Origin of the sequence: Enterococcus sp. 7E2_DIV0204 (genome assembly GCF_002140855.1) — a bacterium.
GTDB classification, from domain to species: domain Bacteria; phylum Bacillota; class Bacilli; order Lactobacillales; family Enterococcaceae; genus Enterococcus_L; species Enterococcus_L lemimoniae.
In genome coordinates, this window is the sequence record NZ_NGKY01000001.1 from 1,809,386 (window position 1) to 1,828,378 (window position 18,993).

The 18,993-nt window shown below is 35.1% G+C and carries 19 protein-coding genes; 15 read left to right on the plus strand and 4 right to left on the minus strand.

All coding sequences use genetic code 11. From position 1 onward, the window contains the following. Positions 1-33: 33 nt before the first annotated feature. Positions 34-636, minus strand: a complete 603-nt coding sequence (locus tag A5819_RS08450) for a hypothetical protein (protein WP_086278331.1) — start codon at positions 634-636, stop codon at positions 34-36. Between the two features lie 36 nt (positions 637-672). After that, positions 673-1,464, minus strand: coding sequence for a MurR/RpiR family transcriptional regulator (locus A5819_RS08455; protein ID WP_086278333.1), 792 nt, complete (start codon positions 1,462-1,464; stop codon positions 673-675). A 161-nt stretch (positions 1,465-1,625) separates the two neighbouring features. On the opposite strand from A5819_RS08455, the gene A5819_RS08460 reads away from it, so the two are divergent. From A5819_RS08460 to A5819_RS08495, 8 genes are all read left to right on the plus strand, one after another. Continuing rightward, positions 1,626-3,074, plus strand: coding sequence for a glycoside hydrolase family 1 protein (locus A5819_RS08460; protein WP_086278336.1), 1,449 nt, complete (start codon positions 1,626-1,628; stop codon positions 3,072-3,074). A gap of 202 nt (positions 3,075-3,276) precedes the next feature. Next, positions 3,277-4,125, plus strand: coding sequence for a PRD domain-containing protein (locus tag A5819_RS08465; protein WP_086278338.1), 849 nt, complete (start codon positions 3,277-3,279; stop codon positions 4,123-4,125). Positions 4,126-4,129: 4 nt separating this feature from the next. After that, the gene (locus A5819_RS08470) at positions 4,130-5,989 is read left to right on the plus strand and encodes a beta-glucoside-specific PTS transporter subunit IIABC (RefSeq protein ID WP_086278339.1); all 1,860 of its coding nucleotides are present in this window, start codon (positions 4,130-4,132) and stop codon (positions 5,987-5,989) included. Positions 5,990-6,143: 154 nt separating this feature from the next. Continuing rightward, positions 6,144-7,565 (plus strand): family 1 glycosylhydrolase, encoded by a 1,422-nt coding sequence (locus A5819_RS08475; protein ID WP_086278341.1) that lies wholly within the window; start codon positions 6,144-6,146, stop codon positions 7,563-7,565. A 341-nt stretch (positions 7,566-7,906) separates the two neighbouring features. Continuing rightward, entirely contained in the window at positions 7,907-8,920 is a 1,014-nt protein-coding gene (locus A5819_RS08480) for a lipoate--protein ligase (RefSeq protein WP_086278343.1), read from the plus strand. A gap of 15 nt (positions 8,921-8,935) precedes the next feature. Continuing rightward, entirely contained in the window at positions 8,936-9,667 is a 732-nt protein-coding gene (locus tag A5819_RS08485; protein ID WP_086278345.1) for a methionine ABC transporter ATP-binding protein, read from the plus strand. After that, positions 9,664-10,338, plus strand: coding sequence for a methionine ABC transporter permease (locus A5819_RS08490; protein ID WP_086278347.1), 675 nt, complete (start codon positions 9,664-9,666; stop codon positions 10,336-10,338). The genes A5819_RS08485 and A5819_RS08490 overlap by 4 nt, the downstream gene beginning before the upstream one ends. 17 nt (positions 10,339-10,355) lie before the next feature. Then, the gene (locus A5819_RS08495) at positions 10,356-11,177 is read left to right on the plus strand and encodes a MetQ/NlpA family ABC transporter substrate-binding protein (RefSeq protein ID WP_086278350.1); all 822 of its coding nucleotides are present in this window, start codon (positions 10,356-10,358) and stop codon (positions 11,175-11,177) included. A 173-nt stretch (positions 11,178-11,350) separates the two neighbouring features. On the opposite strand, the gene A5819_RS08500 is transcribed toward A5819_RS08495, so the two are convergent. Both A5819_RS08500 and A5819_RS08505 read right to left on the minus strand, forming a co-directional pair. Continuing rightward, complete coding sequence (locus tag A5819_RS08500) at positions 11,351-11,533, minus strand: hypothetical protein (protein WP_086278353.1); 183 nt, start codon at positions 11,531-11,533, stop codon at positions 11,351-11,353. A 1-nt stretch (position 11,534) separates the two neighbouring features. Further along, complete coding sequence (locus tag A5819_RS08505; protein WP_086278355.1) at positions 11,535-12,767, minus strand: MFS transporter; 1,233 nt, start codon at positions 12,765-12,767, stop codon at positions 11,535-11,537. Positions 12,768-13,024: 257 nt separating this feature from the next. Here A5819_RS08505 and A5819_RS08515 point away from each other — a divergent pair, with 257 nt between their 5' ends. The 7 genes from A5819_RS08515 to A5819_RS08545 all read left to right on the plus strand — a co-directional run. After that, positions 13,025-13,681, plus strand: a complete 657-nt coding sequence (locus tag A5819_RS08515; RefSeq protein WP_086278359.1) for a Crp/Fnr family transcriptional regulator — start codon at positions 13,025-13,027, stop codon at positions 13,679-13,681. Positions 13,682-14,740: 1,059 nt separating this feature from the next. After that, positions 14,741-15,553 carry a hypothetical protein gene (locus A5819_RS08520; RefSeq protein WP_086353031.1) on the plus strand — a complete coding sequence of 271 codons (813 nt, stop codon included), beginning with the start codon at positions 14,741-14,743 and terminating at the stop codon, positions 15,551-15,553. A gap of 570 nt (positions 15,554-16,123) precedes the next feature. Further along, positions 16,124-16,426, plus strand: a complete 303-nt coding sequence (locus tag A5819_RS08525; protein ID WP_086278362.1) for a WXG100 family type VII secretion target — start codon at positions 16,124-16,126, stop codon at positions 16,424-16,426. Between the two features lie 105 nt (positions 16,427-16,531). Continuing rightward, positions 16,532-16,819: a TIGR04197 family type VII secretion effector gene (locus A5819_RS08530; RefSeq protein WP_086278364.1), complete on the plus strand. Its 288-nt coding sequence runs from the start codon at positions 16,532-16,534 to the stop codon at positions 16,817-16,819. Then, positions 16,819-17,205, plus strand: a complete 387-nt coding sequence (locus A5819_RS08535; protein WP_086278366.1) for a DUF3958 family protein — start codon at positions 16,819-16,821, stop codon at positions 17,203-17,205. Before A5819_RS08530 ends, A5819_RS08535 begins: the two co-directional genes overlap by 1 nt. A 79-nt stretch (positions 17,206-17,284) precedes the next feature. Next, positions 17,285-18,697: a hypothetical protein gene (locus A5819_RS08540; RefSeq protein ID WP_086278368.1), complete on the plus strand. Its 1,413-nt coding sequence runs from the start codon at positions 17,285-17,287 to the stop codon at positions 18,695-18,697. 5 nt (positions 18,698-18,702) lie between these two features. Then, on the plus strand, positions 18,703-18,993 hold a 291-nt coding region (locus A5819_RS08545; RefSeq protein WP_086353032.1), incomplete at its 3' end, for an immunity 22 family protein.

Consider the following 18,993-nt stretch of genomic DNA (forward strand, 5'->3'; position numbering starts at 1 on the left):
CTAACATGAGTGGTTAGACCTAGCTTTTCTTTTTTATTCTGGTGGTGTATCTAAATAATCATGGATAAAATCTGCGTATTTATCAACAATGGCTTGACCTTTGTCCATTAAAATATAAATTCCAGGATCGACCATATTTACGATATAATCAGCAGTGAATTCCTTTTTTAGCAGTTTCAGAGCTTGTGTTTTAGTGTCACATTTGCTCAGTCCATTTTCCTCAAATACTTCGTTCAGTTGAAATAGAGACCAGTAATCAATAACCGATGCATCATTTAAAATATCCAAATAATCAGCAAACAATAACTCATTTGTAGATGCTGCCGGATCAATCCCTAACTCCATTTCAAAGAATTCTGGAAAAACAGCCAGAGTAGAATCTTTTTTATTGACCCAATCCAGTAAAATCACTTCACCAGGTAGTAAGCCATCGGCATTGCGAACCATACTTTCTTTAGGGACAATGGTACTTGTTCCTTTAGCAATTGATTTCAGCCAGTCATCAACATTACGCTCTGCTGACATTACTGGGAATTCTGGATAAGTTTCATAAATTGCTACGATTTTTGCTACTTCCTCATCTAAATCGATCGTTTGTTTTGGTTCTTCTTGTTTGAAAAAATCAAATAATCCCATACCTACACCTAACTCCTTTTATTTATGATTCCTATTTTATTGATATAAACTTGTATAACGGCGCACAAAATAATCCAAGAAAAACGTCAAAGGATAATTACCAATGCGGACATAGTTGGTAGTGGTCACATTGAGTGATAAATCGAATTGATTGGTCAATGTATTTTGTGTATGTTGAGTCAAAAGAATCGACTTAGCAGGGCTATTACTGATTTTTCTCATCAGCTCACTGCTACGATTAAGTAAAGAGCCATAAGAGGAAATCACGATTACGATCGATTGTTCACTCAGTTCATCCACAAACGCTTGCTGAGTTTCTTCTGTTTCCCCAATAAAAATCAGTTTCTGGCTTAGAAGAAAAGATGTTTGTAAGTCTTTTGCTAACTCTAATGTAGCGCTATACCCAATCAAAATGACTTCTTGTGCTTGATGGATATCTGCTAAAATATGATCGACTTGCTCAATATCGATAGTCTCCAAGACATCATTAACCGCTGTAATGATTTCAGTTCCATATGAAGCTAGGTAGCTTTTCGGATCATGCTTAAGATCAGTCAGCTCATGTTCTTTCATTCGCAAACCACTATGGCCTTTCATCGTGCCTAACGAAACGAGTGCCTCTCGCAAAGAGGCAAAACTTGAAATGCCAAAATGACGGCAGAATCGGCTTAGTGTTGCTGGTGAAACAAAACAGCTTTCGGCAATTTCAGTGATTGTCAGTGTCCGAACCTCATTAAGATGATTAAGAAGATAAATGATGATCCGTGAATAAGTTGCATCTCGCTTATTTGTGTTTAAATAATGAAGAAAATCAAATAAATCAAGCATCAAAAAGCTCCTTCGTAGTGATCCATTTTCACATTAACGAAAATAGATCGAAATAATGAAAATAACACCAGAAACATAAAAATCATATTGACTCTTCTCGTGTTAAGATTAGTTTATTAAGTCAATTATACACTAAATCAATGACCGAGAGGATGGAAAATATGAGCGGATTTCCACAAAACTTTTTATGGGGCGGCGCAACTGCAGCAAATCAGTTTGAAGGGGCATTTTTGGAAGATGGTAAAGGCTGGTCAACAGCAGATACAGCACGTTTTATCAAGGAAAATGGAATCAGTATGACAGAATTACTGAAACCTACCACTAAAGCAGATGTTGAATTTGCAATGAATGACAAAGAGGGTGTTTATCCTAAACGTCACGGCATCGATTTTTATCATAGATATAAAGAAGATATCGCTTTGTTTGCGGAAATGGGGTTTAAAACATTTAGACTATCGATTTCTTGGCCACGTATTTTTCCAAACGGTGATGAACTGGAGCCAAATGAAGCAGGTTTAGCTTTTTATGATGCAGTCTTCGATGAGTGTATCAAATATGATATTGAACCATTAGTAACGATTTCTCATTATGAATTTCCATTAGGATTGGCATTTAAACAAAATGGTTGGGAAAGTCGTGCTACGATCGAAGCGTTTGAACGTTATGCACGAGTTCTATTTGAACGTTACAAAGACAAAGTAAAATACTGGCTAACTTTCAATGAAATCAATATTATTGGGATGACAGGTTACTTAAGCGGTGGTATTTTAGCGGATGGTGAAAAAAATATGCTACAAGCACAATATCAAGCAGCACATCATCAATTTATCGCAAGTGCTTTGGCAGTCAGAGCTTGTCATGAAATCATTCCAGATGCTCAAATCGGTTGTATGCTTGCAAGAATGGAAGCTTATCCAGAAACATGCAATCCATTAGATGTGATGGAAAGTGTCAATAGCGATCACAGTAACTTATTCTATTCAGATGTTCAAATTCGTGGGGCTTATCCAAGATATATGAATAAATTTTTCCGGGATCACAACATCACAATCAAAAAAGAAGCGGGAGATGACGAAATCTTACGTGAAGGAACGGTTGATTTCATGTCTTTCAGCTATTACATGAGTAGCATTGCCTCACATGAAAAAGATGGCGATACGACTGGTGGAAACTTACTTGGTTCTAAGAAAAATCCATATTTAGAAGCAAGCGACTGGGGCTGGCAAATCGATCCGGTGGGCCTTCGCATAACCTTGCATAAATTATATGACCGCTACCAAGTACCGTTGTTTATCGTAGAAAATGGTTTAGGTGCCAAAGATGTTGTTGAAGCAGATGGCAGTATTCATGATAGCTATCGAATCGACTATTTAAGAAGTCATATCGAACAAATGGAACAAGCAATCGATGAAGGTGTGGATCTGATGGGGTATACACCGTGGGGCTGTATTGATCTAGTCAGTGCGAGCACAAGTGAAATGTCCAAACGTTATGGTTTTATCTATGTCGATTTAGATGATGAAGGAAGAGGGACTTTAGCTCGTTCTAAGAAAGATTCATTTTACTGGTATAAAAAAGTGATCGAAACAAATGGTGCAGATTTAAAATAAGAAAACGATCAGATCCTAATTTCCATGAAAGCGTTGCAAATTAAGGGGAAATAGATTATACTAAAACCAAGAAAAAAAACGTTAATGGCGAAGCAGCCATTTTATAGAGTATGTTACTGAATGATGCAGGCAGAACTCAAACTACCTAGGAATGTCCTTTCCTGGGTAGTTTGAGTTTTTTTTCTGGAAAGGAGTAAATCAAGTGAAAGTAAGTCAAATTTTAAACAACAACGTAGCAATCGTAAGCCGAGGAGATAATGAGGTCATCGTCTATGCCAAAGGATTAGCCTTTAGAAAAAAAGTCGGGCAAGTGATTTATGACCATGAAATCGAAAAGACCTATGTGTTAGATTCTAATGATATGTTGGAACATTTTAGTTATTTACTGTCCCATTCAGATGCGAATCATATTACATTAGTCAATCAAATCATTGCTTACGGAGAAGAAAAGTTGGGTGAAAAATCAAATGATTATCTTAGTTTGACCTTACTGGATCATATCGAATTTGCATTAAAACGTGCAGCTAAAGGACAATTTATTCGCAGCCCATTGACTTGGGAAGTTAAGAAATTTTATCCGCAGCATTTTGATATTGGCATGTATGCATTGAATTTGATCAATGAACAATTTCAACTGACGTTTCCAGAAGACGAAGCCGTTTCAATCGCATTGCACTTTGTCAATCTGCAGGAGGATAAGAATAATCTAGACGAAACGATCCGTTCGATGGAAAGTTTAAGAGATATCTTATCGATCATTCAGTACCATTTTCAGATCAAATTAGATGAAGGCTCACTGAATTACATGAGACTAATGACCCATTTACAATATTTTATTCAACGAATCATGACGAAAAACAGTTATGAAGAAAGTGATACGGTTTTGAATAAACAAATCAAATCGATGTATACAAGTTCGTTTGAATGTGTTGAGAAAATTAGAGTTTATATTCAGCAAAAATATACCTGTGATCTAACGATCGATGAAGAAACCTACCTTATGCTCCATATCCATCGAGTAACGCATCGGAGTCAAAAAGAGAGGACATAAGAAAATGAAATATCAACCATTTAATGAAGAAATCATCCGCCTAGTAGGTGGGAAAGAAAATATTCAAGCAGTCGTTCATTGTATGACTCGCTTACGCTTTACGTTAAACGATCGCTCAAAAGCAGATACAGAAGGTTTAAAGGCACTAGATGGCGTGATCGATGTTGTCTCTAACAATGTAGCGTATCAAGTAATCATTGGGACACATGTCAGTGAAGTTCATGCAGAATTGATCAGTATGTTGGGACTATCGCCAAGTTCAGATGAAGAACTCGAAGTGAAAGAGAAAAAGAACCCATTAAAAGCCGCAATGGATTTACTATCTGAAACAATGACACCAGTAATCGAACCGATTATTGCTTCTGGATTACTTGCTGGTTTTTTATCTTTATTTTCAATCACTGGGTTGATTTCTGCAGACAGTCCAACCTATCAATTATTAGATTCGATCCGTTCAGCAGTGTTTTTCTTTTTACCAATTTTAATTGCTATGTCTTGTGCAAAGCGTTTAAAAGCAAGTCCATATTTGGCAGTAGCGTTAGCTGCAACACTTGTTTCAAATTCAATCAATGATGTAGCAGGTTTGAGCATCTTTGGGATTCAATTACCGCAAATGGTTTATGCGAACTCATTTATTCCAATTATTTTAGCTGTTTGGTTTATGGGGCAATTAACGGTATTATTAAAGAAATATGTTCCGAAGTTTTTACAATACTTTTTAAATCCATTATTGATCATGGTGATTTGTTTGCCCGTGACATTATTGGTATTCGGACCGATCGGTATTTGGATCGGTGATGGTATTGGTTGGTTCTTTGAAGTTTTACACAATACATTTGGTAGCTGGATTGTTGTGATGCTTTATGCAGCATTCCAACCGTTCTTGATCATGTTAGGTGCCGGAAATTTCATGATGCCATTAGCACTGAACTTTGTGAACAAAATGGGGTACGATCCGATTTTCTTAGCAGCAGCAACCATTTCTGATTTAGCTGTATCTGGTGCTATGTTAGGTTACTTCCTAAGAGCAAAAGATTCAAAACAAAAACAATTATTTGGGACAGTTAGTTTTAGTGCCTTGATGGGTGTAACAGAGCCAGCAATCTATGGTGCCTTTATTAAATATAGAAGACCGTTTATTGCCGTTATGATCGGTGGCGGAATGGGTGGTTTGTTTGCTGGTCTGATGAACGTTAAAACCTATTCGATTGTTTGGGGCTTGATGGGTCTACCGTCGTATGCGGATAATCAAGATTTCTCTAATCTGATCTTTATGATCATCAGTGTGGTGGTTGGTTTTGTAGCAGCGGGTGTTGCAGCATACATTTTAGGGATACCTCAGGAAGAAAAAGATATAGAAGCAAAAGAACCCGTGAACGAAACAGAACAAGCTTCGGCTGGCAACGTAAAGAAAGTTCCTCTTGCGTCAGTTGTTGAAGGAAAATTAGTTCCATTAGCTGAAATCAACGATCAAGCATTTTCAACGGGTGCATTAGGTAAAGGATTAGGAATTATTCCAAGTGATAGTCAAATCGTTGCGCCTGTTGCAGGTGAAGTATCAGCTGTTTTTCCAACGAAACATGCAATCGGCATCAAAACAGAAAAAGGCGTAGAAGTACTGATCCATATTGGTATCGATACGGTAGAACTTGATGGGAAGCACTTTGATACAATCGTGGAACAAGGCGACCAGGTGAAACAAGGTCAATTATTATCAACAGTTGATTTTGAAGGAATCAAAAAAGATGGCTATGACCCAACAGTTATCGTAGTTATTACGAATACAATGGATTATTTAGATGTGATACCAGCAGCGCAAGAAAATTTATTTGCCGAAGATGAGTGTTTGACCGTTATTTTATAATATCTAGTTTCGCGGGCTAGTTCATCCATTCCTGAGAGCAAGTGCTAAAGCGTACTACAAAACACTATGAATGGACTGAATAGATGTAAAGTAGTATTTGTTTTCTGAAGAATTGGACGAGCCTGCTAGGCTTTTAATTTAAGGAGAATACACAATGAAAAAAAATGAATTTTTATGGGGCGGCAGTATTGCTGCTCACCAATGTGAAGGTGCTTGGGATCAAGATGGTAAAGGTGTGGCAATCATGGATTTGGTCACTCAGGGAAGCCATGAAACCCCACGTGAAATTTGTCAGACGATCGAGAAAGATAAGTATTATCCATCTCATGATGGGATCGATTTTTATCATAACTATAAGGAAGATATTGCTTTATTTGCTAAGATGGGCTTTAAAGCACTACGTATTTCTATTGATTGGTCAAGAATCTATCCTAAAGGAGATGAAGTACAAGCCAATCCATTAGGGATACAGTTTTATCAAAAGGTAGTCGATGAATTATTGGAAAATGGCATTGAGCCGATCGTGACCTTATATCATTTTGAAATGCCTGTTCATTTAGTCAGAGAATATGGCTCGTGGACGAACAGAAAAGTCATTGATTTTTATCTAAAGTATTGTCACTCAATGTTTGAAGCACTAAAAGGTAAAGTCCGTTATTGGGTAACGTTTAACGAAATGAATCATATTGATCCGCAAACAGAAGCCTCTGATATTTTTACCTATATTATTGCGGGGCTGAAATATACGGACATGGAAAACAAAAAGCAAACCTTGGCGACAATTAGCTACAACATGACTTTAGCAGGTGTGAAGGCTGTTGAATTAGCACGTAGAATTGATCCAACGAATCAAGTTGGCTGTGTTTTTGGTCTAACTCCGGCTTATCCGTTAAACTGTGATCCGCAAAATGTCATGAATTCATTGAAAGAAACAGACCGTGAATTTTATCAGATTGATGCCATGTGTATGGGAAAATTTCCAGAGTACAAATTGAAAGAATACAAGACTCAAGGAATCGAATTAGAGGTTTCTAAAGCAGATCAAGAAGCCTTTGCAAAAGGCAAACTGGATTTTATAGGCTTAAATTATTATTCTTCAAGTGTGGCCCATTATGAAGGGGACGACGACAATGAAGAAACGTTATTTGGCGGTGTTCAAAATCCGTATCTTGAACAGAGTAAATGGGGCTGGGCAATTGATCCAACTGGGTTAAGATATCTCTTAAACTATGTTTATAGACGCTACGGTTTGCCGATCATCATTACTGAGAATGGCTTAGGTGCAGTGGATCAGGTGGAACCTGATGGATCGATCCAAGATGATTACCGGATTGACTATTTACAAAAGCATTTAGAACAAATGGAAAAAGCAATCGTTGAAGATTATGTGGATTGTTTTGGTTATCTAATGTGGGGACCGATTGATTTAGTCAGTGCAACGACTGGTGAAATGAAAAAACGTTATGGCTTTATCTATGTGGATAAAAATGATGATCAAACAGGGACTTTAGCGCGGAAAAAGAAAAAATCTTTTGCGTGGTACCAAGAGATGATTAAAAATAATCCGACATTTTAAGTTTAAAAAAGATGGCAGAAAACTGATTGTTGGTTTTCTGCCACTTTTTTAGTTGTTTGTTTCTCTAGGAAAACCACTTGACATTTAGTTAATAATATCTTTAAATTAGGGAAAAGCATTCCTGTTCAGTACATACTCAGGAGTGCCTTTTGTGTACTAAAAACTGTCTCATGTTTAAATTTCTGTTATATAAAATATTGATTTTCCTTATAATATAGAGCTTTTTTGAGCAAATATATGTAATTTTATAATTAGAAATGATAGACTGAATCTGTTATTGGAATTATCAGAATTTTCGAGTTGACACTGTTGAAAGCACTTTTATAGAAAAGAGGAAGTAAATGTATTATGTTATTATGCCCTCGCAAGACATTCGTCGAAATTTAGCCACAGAACAATATTTGTTGAATCAGCGAACATTTGATGAACCACTTGTTTTATTTTATATTCAAAAACCTTGTGTGATTGTCGGACGCAATCAAAATGTGCGAGCTGAAGTGGATCTAAAGTATGCTAAGGAACATCAAGTTATGATTACGAGAAGATTATCTGGTGGAGGTGCTGTTTACGATGATCTAGGCAATTTGAGCTTTAGTTTTGTTGTGAATGCGGATCATGCCTCTTTTGGTAATTTTAAACTATTTACACAGCCAATCATTGAAGCTCTACATGAAATGGGGGCAACGGGGGCTGAGGTCAGTGGGCGCAATGACTTAATGATCGATGGGAAAAAATTCTCTGGGAATGCGATGTATACTAAAAATAAAAAAATGTATTCCCACGGCACTTTGATGCTGGATGTTGACTTAGATGAAGTCAGTCGAGTTTTGACTGTTTCTGAAAAAAAGTTAGCTTCAAAAGGTACCAAATCAGTTAGAAGTCGAGTGACAAATCTCAAACCCTATTTGGCGAAGGAATACCAAGATATTACCACAGAAGCTTTTCGAGATAAGCTATTACTGCATTTATTTAGTGCTGATACGATGGAGGCTATCCAAACGCACGAATATAAATTGACCCAAGCAGATGAGCAGGCAATCGACCAATTAGTTGCAGACATTTATGCAAATGATGCTTGGATATTTGGTGAAGAACCTAAATACACAATCAAAAGAGAAGAGAAGTTCAAAGGTGGCTTAATTGAAGCGAACATTTCTATAGAAAAAGATCGTATCACAGCAATCACGATTTATGGTGATTACTTTAGTCAAAAAGATACACAGGAAGTAGCTGATTTATTGATTGGCTGTAAATATGCACCGGAAGCAATTAAACAGGTATTAGCACCGATTAGAATCGATGATTATTTTGCCAATGTTACTAAAGAAGAATTTGTCCAGTTGTTGGTTGATTAAGTTGGAGGATATGAAATGATTACGTTTGACCAAGTTTCAAAAATCTATCGTCATAATGATACATCTATTACAGCCTTAGATAAGGTTGATTTGCAAATCCAACATCATGAGATATTTGGTGTGATTGGAGAGAGTGGTTCAGGAAAATCAACATTACTGCGTATGATCAATACGTTAGAGTTGCCAAGTCAAGGGCAAATCAACATCGCTGGAACCAACTTGACGCAGCTAAGTGATGCTCAAAAACGGCAAAGTAGGAAAAAGATCGGGATGATTTTTCAACAATTTAATTTACTTTACAATCAAACCGTGAATGAGAATATCGCTCTACCGCTACGCTTAAATAGAGCGTATGATCCGCAAAAAGTCCGAGAAGTTTTAGAATTTGTTCGTCTGTCAGATAAAGGAGAATCTTACCCAAAACAACTAAGTGGCGGTGAAAAACAACGTGTAGGGATTGCTCGAGCATTGATTACACAGCCGGAGATTTTACTTTGTGATGAACCAACCTCCGCCTTGGATGGTCAAAACGCTTATGATGTTTTGGCATTGTTGCAACGGATCAACCAAACTTTTGGGACTACCATGGTCATTGTTAGCCATGAACTGAATTTGATCAAGCAATTATGCAATCGGACAGCGATTTTAGAAAATGGCAAAGTTTTAGAGACCATAGAAATTCAAAAAGAACAACAACAGACACAATTTAGTTCTTATTATGAAAGAGTTCGGGAGAGTTTAGGATGATGACAGAATATATCGATAAAATAAGCTATTACCTCCCAGAATTAAGCAAAGCTTTAACAGAAAGTGGCATTATGATTTTGATTTCGATCATTGCCGCCATCTGCATTGGTCTACCATTGGGGACCTTTGTCTATCTGACCAAAAAAATACCAACTAAAACCAATCGTTGGGTTGGGGTCTTGCTAAATGGTTACATCAACATTGTGCGCTCATTTCCATTTTTGCTGTTTGTTGTAGCCTTGATTCCTTTTACACGTTTAGTATTGGGAACGGCGTTTGGAACCTATGCCGCTGCGTTGCCCTTGAGTTTTGTAGCAGTTGCCTTATATGCCCGACTTGTTGAACAAGTACTATTAGAAATTCCAAATGACATTTTAGAGTTGTCCCAGTCTTTGGGTAGCACAAAGCTACAACTGATTTTTCGTTTTTTGTACGTTGAGGCAAGATCCGGTCTAGTCTTGGCATTGACTTCAGTTGTCATTAGCATGGTGTCGTATTCAACAGTGATGGGTGTGATCGGAGGTGGTGGTATCGGAGATTTTGCCTTACGTTACGGGTATCAACGCTATGAATATGCGGTAATGTATACAGCAATTGTACTTATGATTTTTTTCGTTAGTTTTATTCAAATTAGCGGTAGCGCATTAGCTAAAAAAATAAATAAAAAATAATCGTTAGGAGCAAGAAGATGAAAAAGAAAGTATTGATTAGTATGTTAGTTGTAGCTGGATTTGTTGTGGCAGGTTGTACAGGTCAGAAAAAAGCCGCAGATACCAAAGAAAAAGAAGACAAAGTCATCAAAGTCGCGTCACATATTCCATCGACTGTCGAAGTTGTTGAATTGGCTGGAAAAAACATCGAAGAGGGGTACAAAGTAGAATTAGTTCAAGTAAATGATAATATTCAATATAACGAGTTATTGAATGCCAAAGAAATCGATGCAAATTTTGCACAGCATGAACCATTCATGCAAAAGTTCAATGAAGAAAAAGATGGTAATTTAGTGATTGTACAAAAAATATATAATGCTAAAGTCGGTTTTTATTCTAAAGAGTACAAAGATATCAAGGATCTTCCAGAAGGAGCTAAAATTGCTTTACCAAGTGATGTCTCTAATGAGGGACGAGCTTTGGCAATTTTAGATGATGCTGGTTTGATCACACTAAAAGAAGGTGTCGGCTTTAATGGAACAATCAAAGATGTTGTTGATAATCCCAAAAATATTGAATGGGTCTCAGTTGATTTGTTAAACTTAGCCGAAGCGTACAACGAAAAAGATATTGCGATGGTTTATAATTACCCAACCTATATTGCTAAAATCGGTTTAACACCAAAAGATGCGATTTTGTTAGAACAGAAAGTAGATGATCGTTTTGCAATTAGTTTGGTTGCTAGAGAAGATAACAAAGATTCAGCTGAAATCAAAGCGTTGCAAAAAGCTATGACCAGTGATAAGGTACGAGAATTGTTGGAAACAAAATATAGTGAAACATTAACGCCTGCATTTTAAAGTAAAGAGTGTGAAGATCTGCCCTTTGACGGTTAAGATCTGCACACTCTTATTTTTGTAAATACTAGAACTGCGTATAAAAGATTTTTTTATACGCTTTATCTTTAATATGCTTGAAAAATAAAGACTCTTCAATAAAAATAAGCTGGAATAATATTTAAGTATTACCTTTTTTACCCCATAATGTTATTATTTTCAGTTGCTAGTTCGATTTCTCTAGCATAGTGATCCATACTCGTTTGATGACGATCCATGGAAGTAAGATCACTTTCGATATGACCTAAACGTGTATTTAATTCTTCGATTTTTACTAAAGTTTTTTGTAAAACTTCTAACATACGTTCATCTGTATTCATTTTAATTCTCCTTATTTTGAAATAATAGTTGTTCTGTAGGAATTGTTTTATAGTTAACTGCTTTTGACCGATAACATAGTGCATAAAGAATAATGCAAATGATTGGAATTGCACTGGCAACTAAATATAAACCAGAAAATGACATGAAATTGTGCAATTCACCTAAGAGGTAAGGTCCTACTCCAAGACCTAAATCTAAGCCGATAAAATAAGTAGATAAAGCAATTCCGATACGATGACTGTTGGGACTAGCTTTCAGACAAATCGCTTGTCCATTTGACATGAATGTCCCATAACCTAACCCAATCAAACCTCCGGAAACGAGTAACATCCAACTTGTTGTTGTCATGCTTAAGAAGAACAGACCAACCGTTAGAAAAATGAAACTAGGGTACATAACGGCATTTTCGCCACGAGCATCAAAAATTCGACCAGATAATGGACGAGTGGCCGTAATAACTAAGGCATAAACCACAAAGAAGAAGGAGCTTGCACTGACAAGATCAATTGCTTTTGCATAAGATGAAAGGAAAGACAAAACGCTTGAATAAGAAAGTCCCATCAAAAATGCAATAAATGAAATAAACAACACTTTCTTTTCAATAAAACTATTGATGCTCCAACTTGCTAAACTTGCTCTGTGTTCGGTAGTTAATTGAATATTTTTTACAGGGAAGACAAAACAAGCAATGGTTGTACATAAGATAAGAATAATAGAAAACAAAATAATAAAATAAAAACTCATTGTATTTAACAGAACCATCCCAATAAACGGACCGATTGCTGCAGCTAAACTGGTACTTAATCCATAATAATTGATACCCTCGCCATGTTTTGATTTAGGAATATAAGCGGTCACGATGGCATTAGTTGCTGTCGACACAGCACCATAACCAAAACCATTTAGTAAGCGGACGAGATAGAGCACACCAATACTCGGAATATAAAGATAAGCAATCGTTGTCATTAGATAAAATAATGCTCCATATCTCAACACTGCTTTTCTACCGATCAGCTCCAACGTTTTTCCCATAAATAACCGTGCAAACAAGGTTCCAATAATGTAAATTCCTGAGGCAAGTCCCGCTTGACCTAAAGAAGCATGAAGCGTGTCTTGTGCAATGACTGCAATAATGACCATTAGTAAATAATAGACTAAGTAAACGATAAAATTAATGATGGTAATACTGATAAACCCTTTGTTGAATAATTTTTCTTCTGGATGTTCCGACATTGTGTTTGATTCCTTCTTTCTTGTTTTCATAAGCTTATTATGGAAATTACAATTTTTTCTGAAAGCCAGTTATAGCTATTACTATACGAAAAAAGCGTTTAAAAAAAATGTGGATTTGTATTTTAAAAAAGCTATTAACAAAAAAACACAACAAAAGACATATACATTTGTTGTTGCTCTTCGATGTGTTATCATTTTAAATAAGACTAGCATTTATTTTTACAGAAAATTTTCAAAAAATAATGAGGAGCTGAAAAATGGATAGCCATGTGTTACAAGAATATTTAGATGATCACTCATTTCCTATAGTAGTTAAGAAAAAAAAGACTTACCTTACGTATGAAGGGCTGCAAGATCGATATGCTTACATACTAAAAAGCGGAACTATCAAAACGAGCGTCATTTCACCTGATGGACGAGAATTTAATCTAAGATACATCAACAGTTTAGAAATCGTTTCTCTATTAAGGGATGAATATTCTCAATTTATTGATGCACCGTTCAATATTAGAATTGAATCAGAGCAGGCTGAATTATATCAGATTGACCGTGTCCAATTTTGGAAGGACATTAATCAAAGCAAAGAGCTGCAGATGTATGTAAAAGATTATTATCGTGTGCGTTTGATGTATTCAATGAAGAAGATGCAACAGATGTTGATGAATGGAAAATTTGGTGCCGTTTGTACTCAGATTTATGAATTGTATGATACATTTGGGGTACAGATTGAGGATGGATTATTGATTGATTTTGTGGTGACGAATGAAGAGATTGCTCATTTTTGCGGGATCACTTCTGCAAGTAGTGTTAATCGAATGATGCAGCAGTTGAAGGATTTAGGAGCAATCAAAATTCAAGATCGAAAGATTGTGATTACTGATTTAGAGATTCTGAAAGACAATATTATTTTATAGAGAGACCTATAGAAGAGTCTGATTTTGGGGCAACTACCGACTTTCTTGAAGTACATTACAGACAATTATAGCAAAAAGAGATGGTTAGATGTTTAGCAAATGTGTCTCTTATTTATTTATATAAATTTACTAAAAGGCTTAGACGATGAAAACTGATTGTTTACTCAGTTTGATAAAATTATTAAAAGAAGAAAAGAATAATAATTGATTGAGAAAAAACGGCCTAAATGCTTTGTTTCATATTGGAAAAATTGCTCAAATGTATACGTAAAAAAGTAAAAAAAGATGTGCGCATGCGACCGTTATCATTAAAATATGACAGATTCAATGTAATAAGATGACTAGAATTTATATTAAATTTGCTTATGTCTTTTCCGAAAATGAAGTGATACAAATTTCTTATTATCTCATGATGAATGAATAAATTGTGAGTTTTTTTGTATTGAAAAACATGAAACGTATACAATTAAATAGAAGGAAACAAAAATGAACAATAAGCTCAATGGTTTATGGAGTTCTTCAACTGCTCAATGAATTGTAATGGATAACTTATGAGATCGTGAAAGATGCAGCGACATATCGGAACAACCGCAAGCATGAGAATGATTGAAAAAATAGTGAAGTAGTTGCACATTATACTTGAACTAAGGGAAATACTTATTGTAAAATTTTTCAAGAATAGACAATGTTTCTTTTTAAGTACTACTCTCAAAACTTATAAGTATCAATTACATAAATGATAGATTCAAGAATCATGGCATTAGACTATCAAAAATACAATCATAGATAGTTATATAAAATAATTTAACATATAGTTTTTTTTTAACAAATGTCTTTACGGAAAATATTTGGAAATGGCGTATATAGTTGTTAAAAATTGGAACAAAATCAGTCTGATTGATAAATTGTCTTTTATAGGGCTAGTATTTCCGATGATCAAGCATAGGTGCTTCGAAATAATTTTTTTAGAAAATACGAGGATAATGCATTTTCTATTGATTCTCGAATATATTACCTTTAAAATATAGAAGTAGATATTAAAAAAAGGAGAGTTGTTTTATGAAAAAGAAAGGTTATTTAGGGTTGGTAATGTTAGTGTCCATGTTGTTAGTTGGGTTTAAAGGTCAACGAGTATTTGCAGAGCAATATAAAACGCTTAACCCATTTCACATCCCAGGTATTGAAAATGGATTAGGAGAAGAAGATTTAAATTTATTTAATTTGTATAACGTATTACCAAGTTCACATTTTGGAAATTCTATAATTGAGAACGCTACACAATATGATATGGAACAGCCATTACGTGGCTTATATGTTGATAGATTAGACATTCTTACGCCATCAAGAGATTTATCCTATATCTATAATATAAAAGACTTAAAAGAATTAAATATAAGTAGTGCTATGGGATCATCAGAAGGAATTGATTACACTAATATTACAGATCTAAATTTTTTAAAAAACCAAAAACAGTTAGAAAGTTTAAATGTCTGTAATTTAATTGTTGATAAAGTAATACTAGACCTTAGTGCATTGAATGAACTTCCAAAGTTAAAAAATATCAATATTTTTCAAGATAGAGGCTACGCTCAGGGAATTACCCTTAAAAAAAATATCAAATCTATAAACATTCCATCACCAGTCATTCTTTCTAAGCAGTTTGAGGATGTAAAAATTAAGATTAATATTTACAACGGCAACGGCAATGAAGGATATGAAATTGATGATTATGAACAAGGAACATTATTGAGCTTTGATAATTTAGATCCTACCATTGATAAATTAGAGATGTCTTTTAATGCGACAAGTAGTGATTTTAATTTGAGTTACATGATTGGTTATATGTATATTCCAATTAATTGGGTTGATTAATACAAAAATGTGATAAGCATTATAGGTTAAGTGTATTTAGGAGTTAGTTCTGTTAGTGATTATAAAACAGCTAAATCAAATTAAGATGAAAATAGAAACAGCTTGAATGCTTCTACTGTAGAAGCGTTCAAGCTGTTCTCTACTTATTATGTTGTACGCGATAGTATAAATAATACAGTATGGCCTTCTCAGAAAGAGTAAAGAAAAAAAGTTTACTTCTATTTTTTCTTATAGTATTAACTGAATTTTTTAAAATTATGGGAATCTAAACACTGAGATAGATTAATTATCGTACATCACGACATTGAATCAGCCCGAATATAATTATGCTGTGAAAAAATTAATGGTTGATAAACCAAGTAAATATTTTGTGAGTGAAGTCATCGTGAATGGCATTTGTCTAAGCCAAAGAATGAAAGAGAACATTTATACAAATGATCAGTGAATCTGTCAAAAGACATATTATCTATTAGAAATTTAAGTATTTTTTTGATATTTTGATAAAAATAAACAGCTTATTGTGCTAAACTAAAACTAGTACTTATTAAATAAATAAAGGAAAGATTATGCATGGCTGGAGATCGCATCAAATTATCGCCACAGGAATTACGCACGTCTGCTACAAAATATACAGACGGTTCACAGCAAGTTCAGGATATTCTACAAAAACTACAATCTGATCAATATACCATTCAAGGGAATTGGGAAGGTTCAGGGTTTGACAGCTTTAACGATCAATTCACTGCCTTAAAACCAAAAGTAAGTGAGTTTGCTGAATTATTAGATCAAATCAACAAGCAATTAAATGAAGTCGCAAACATTGTAGAAGAGACAGATCAAAATATTTCTTCTGCGATCGGTCGCGGGTTATAAAAATTTAACGAGACTAGGGACGTTGTCTCCTGGTCTTTTTTATAATCCCTTAAAAGCAAGAAACGCAAGACGAGGTACTTCGAATAAAATATAGGAGAACAATCAATGACAATTAATAGTAATTCCAGTATTGCCGGCGGTGTGTCTGCATCATTTAGTCAATCTGCTAGTGCTTTAAATAGCATTTCTGTCTCTGTTGCTTCAGGGCAAACTAATGTTGCTGGAAATAGTTCGGCAATTCAGAGTTTTACGTCTTTTCAATCGAGTTTAAAAGGGATATCGACTAGTATTGTTACAGCAGGAGACAACATCAACTCTGTTGCCAAAGAGTTTGAACGGATTGATCAAAAGATCGCTCAATTGCCAAATCTTTCTTTCGGAGGGCTAAACTAATGAACTTAACGTCGCAACAACAGGTTGAAGATAAAAATTACCAGTATAGAATTCGATTGGAAGAACTCCAAGACGAACAGGTAGAAAATAAAAAAGAGCGACGTTTTCTTGAATCACTACAGGAACAGTTTTATCACGCACAACAACAAGAAAATCAACTGTACCAACAGTCATTAAACGAAGTTGAGCCAGAAGAACGTGCTTTTTTTGAGGAGCGATTGGATGAAGTGACCTATTTATCACGGAAAGCCTTACAAGAATTTGAAAAAGAGCAAGAGCAATTACAACAGGACTATAAAAAGTTGTTAGAGAATGAAAATTCTGTCCGCTCAGAGCAACTAACATTTTTGAAAAACGATGGAGAGGAGAATGTAAGTGGGACTTAAATTTATTATGTCAGAAGCATAGACACGAAGTTCACAAGCTTCGCAAGTAAGTAGTCAAGCCCAACAAGCAGCTGCTTCGTTGCAACAGAGTGTTCAATTCTTTTTGTCAGCACCGTTATCAAGTAAGGCGTATGATTCCGCTAAAAATTATTTTATGGTCGCTTATACTCCAATTTGTCAGTCGATTATTATGACAGGTGAAGCACTTGCCAATGCTCATAAAAAATTCCTAAGTGATTATCAAGCAACGGTTGGTGTGGGAGATATAGACGAGGATAAAATTCAAGCGGAAATTGACGGGTATCAAGAATTACTCCGATCACTTGATGATTTGATTCGCACAGCTAAAACCTATAAACCGGATTTAGAACAACGGTCTATGAGGGCTTATGAAGCCATGCAAAAGAGACAAGAAAAATTAGAGAAATTACGTACTTATAGCGCTCTCTCTGCTAGTTTTTTTTCAGAGTATGAATCTTCACAACAAGAATTAACTAATGGGTTAGCTCAAGTAAAAAATTGTACAGCATGGAATGCGTCTACGGGAACTTTCGATATTAGCAAGTTGAATATGAACTGGGCGAAAGATATTTCTACTCGATGGAAAAATAGAGAAGTCGCTAAAGCAACACAAAAAGAAGAAGCCTTTAATAATAATTTGAAAAAGTTAGAAGCATATACCATTTATGCATGGCCTTATGAAGACCCCGTGACAGGGGAAGTAACCGTTAATTGGTTTATAGACAAAGATGGTCGTAGACTAGATAATAGTGAGTTACAAAATTTCTTGGAACAACATGGTACAGAATTAGATCCTAGTTATTACCACATTGTGGACTGGAAAAAAATTAGAGACTTAGAAAATGATGCTCTAAGACGAGGCGAAACCTATATTACAGGACAAAAATATGAAGGGTTATCCAAAGGGTCTATGCAGTTGAGTGGTTATATTTCGACAGGATATGCATTCGCACAAGACAGCGGTTTGTATGATCTTGCGATGATTGCTGGACTTTCTTATGCAGGAGCTAAAACTAAAGTTTCTTCCCCTAAGAAAGCCAGTGGGGCTGTCGATGATATAAAAATTCCTTCTGTTAGAAATAATGAGTTTAGTAAATGGTTTGATAACTTGACTAGTGAACAGTTAGAAGAACTTTGGAAAAATCCTGAAATTCGGAAAAAAATAGAAGATAGAATTAGAAGACCAGGAGGTTATCATGAATGGCACTTGGTTTCTAGAACACCGACGTTTAAAAAGTGGGGAGTTAGCATGGATGACATCAAAGAGTTGCGAACTTTAACAAAAGACGTGGAATTTGTTAACCCTAGTGGTTGGCATGGAGGAAGAGGTTCAACAAAAGCTCATAATGAAATTTTAAAAATTATAGATAATGCTACTGACTATGATAATTTTGTAGTAGAATTAAATGAGTGGGCAAGTAGAAGACTTAAAAATGGAGTCAGCGGGTTGCCAGAAGGTCTAAGGAGGTAATTGATATGACTGATAAAAATGATGTTTCATTGTGGCTAGGTAATTTTTTAGATAAAGAGGCGTTAGATAACTATGTTGAAATATCTTATACAATGGATGGAGATAGTATCCCTTCTCAATTTGAGAAAGATTATAAATTAGGCTATTATGATAGAGATTTAATTGAACGAGATTGGATTTCTGTTAAAAAGAAAAATATAAGAGAACTGCTTGAAGGTTTTTCTTATGATGATCAATTAATTTCGCAATTTGAAAATCAAGAAACTGCTTATAATACAATATTATTGATTTATAAC

Bases quoted from the DNA above. Each gene is read 5' to 3' on its own strand.
- A5819_RS08535 (WP_086278366.1), top strand. From the start codon at position 16,819: ATGAACTTAACGTCGCAACAACAGGTTGAAGATAAAAATTACCAGTAT.
- A5819_RS08470 (WP_086278339.1), top strand. From the start codon at position 4,130: ATGAAATATCAACCATTTAATGAAGAAATCATCCGCCTAGTAGGTGGG.
- A5819_RS08450 (WP_086278331.1), bottom strand. From the start codon at position 636: ATGGGATTATTTGATTTTTTCAAACAAGAAGAACCAAAACAAACGATC.
- A5819_RS08460 (WP_086278336.1), top strand. From the start codon at position 1,626: ATGAGCGGATTTCCACAAAACTTTTTATGGGGCGGCGCAACTGCAGCA.
- A5819_RS08530 (WP_086278364.1), top strand. From the start codon at position 16,532: ATGACAATTAATAGTAATTCCAGTATTGCCGGCGGTGTGTCTGCATCA.
- A5819_RS08485 (WP_086278345.1), top strand. From the start codon at position 8,936: ATGATTACGTTTGACCAAGTTTCAAAAATCTATCGTCATAATGATACA.
- A5819_RS08525 (WP_086278362.1), top strand. From the start codon at position 16,124: ATGGCTGGAGATCGCATCAAATTATCGCCACAGGAATTACGCACGTCT.
- A5819_RS08475 (WP_086278341.1), top strand. From the start codon at position 6,144: ATGAAAAAAAATGAATTTTTATGGGGCGGCAGTATTGCTGCTCACCAA.
- A5819_RS08520 (WP_086353031.1), top strand. From the start codon at position 14,741: ATGAAAAAGAAAGGTTATTTAGGGTTGGTAATGTTAGTGTCCATGTTG.
- A5819_RS08500 (WP_086278353.1), bottom strand. From the start codon at position 11,533: ATGAATACAGATGAACGTATGTTAGAAGTTTTACAAAAAACTTTAGTA.
- A5819_RS08455 (WP_086278333.1), bottom strand. From the start codon at position 1,464: ATGCTTGATTTATTTGATTTTCTTCATTATTTAAACACAAATAAGCGA.
- A5819_RS08505 (WP_086278355.1), bottom strand. From the start codon at position 12,767: ATGTCGGAACATCCAGAAGAAAAATTATTCAACAAAGGGTTTATCAGT.
- A5819_RS08495 (WP_086278350.1), top strand. From the start codon at position 10,356: ATGAAAAAGAAAGTATTGATTAGTATGTTAGTTGTAGCTGGATTTGTT.
- A5819_RS08480 (WP_086278343.1), top strand. From the start codon at position 7,907: ATGTATTATGTTATTATGCCCTCGCAAGACATTCGTCGAAATTTAGCC.
- A5819_RS08515 (WP_086278359.1), top strand. From the start codon at position 13,025: ATGGATAGCCATGTGTTACAAGAATATTTAGATGATCACTCATTTCCT.
- A5819_RS08490 (WP_086278347.1), top strand. From the start codon at position 9,664: ATGATGACAGAATATATCGATAAAATAAGCTATTACCTCCCAGAATTA.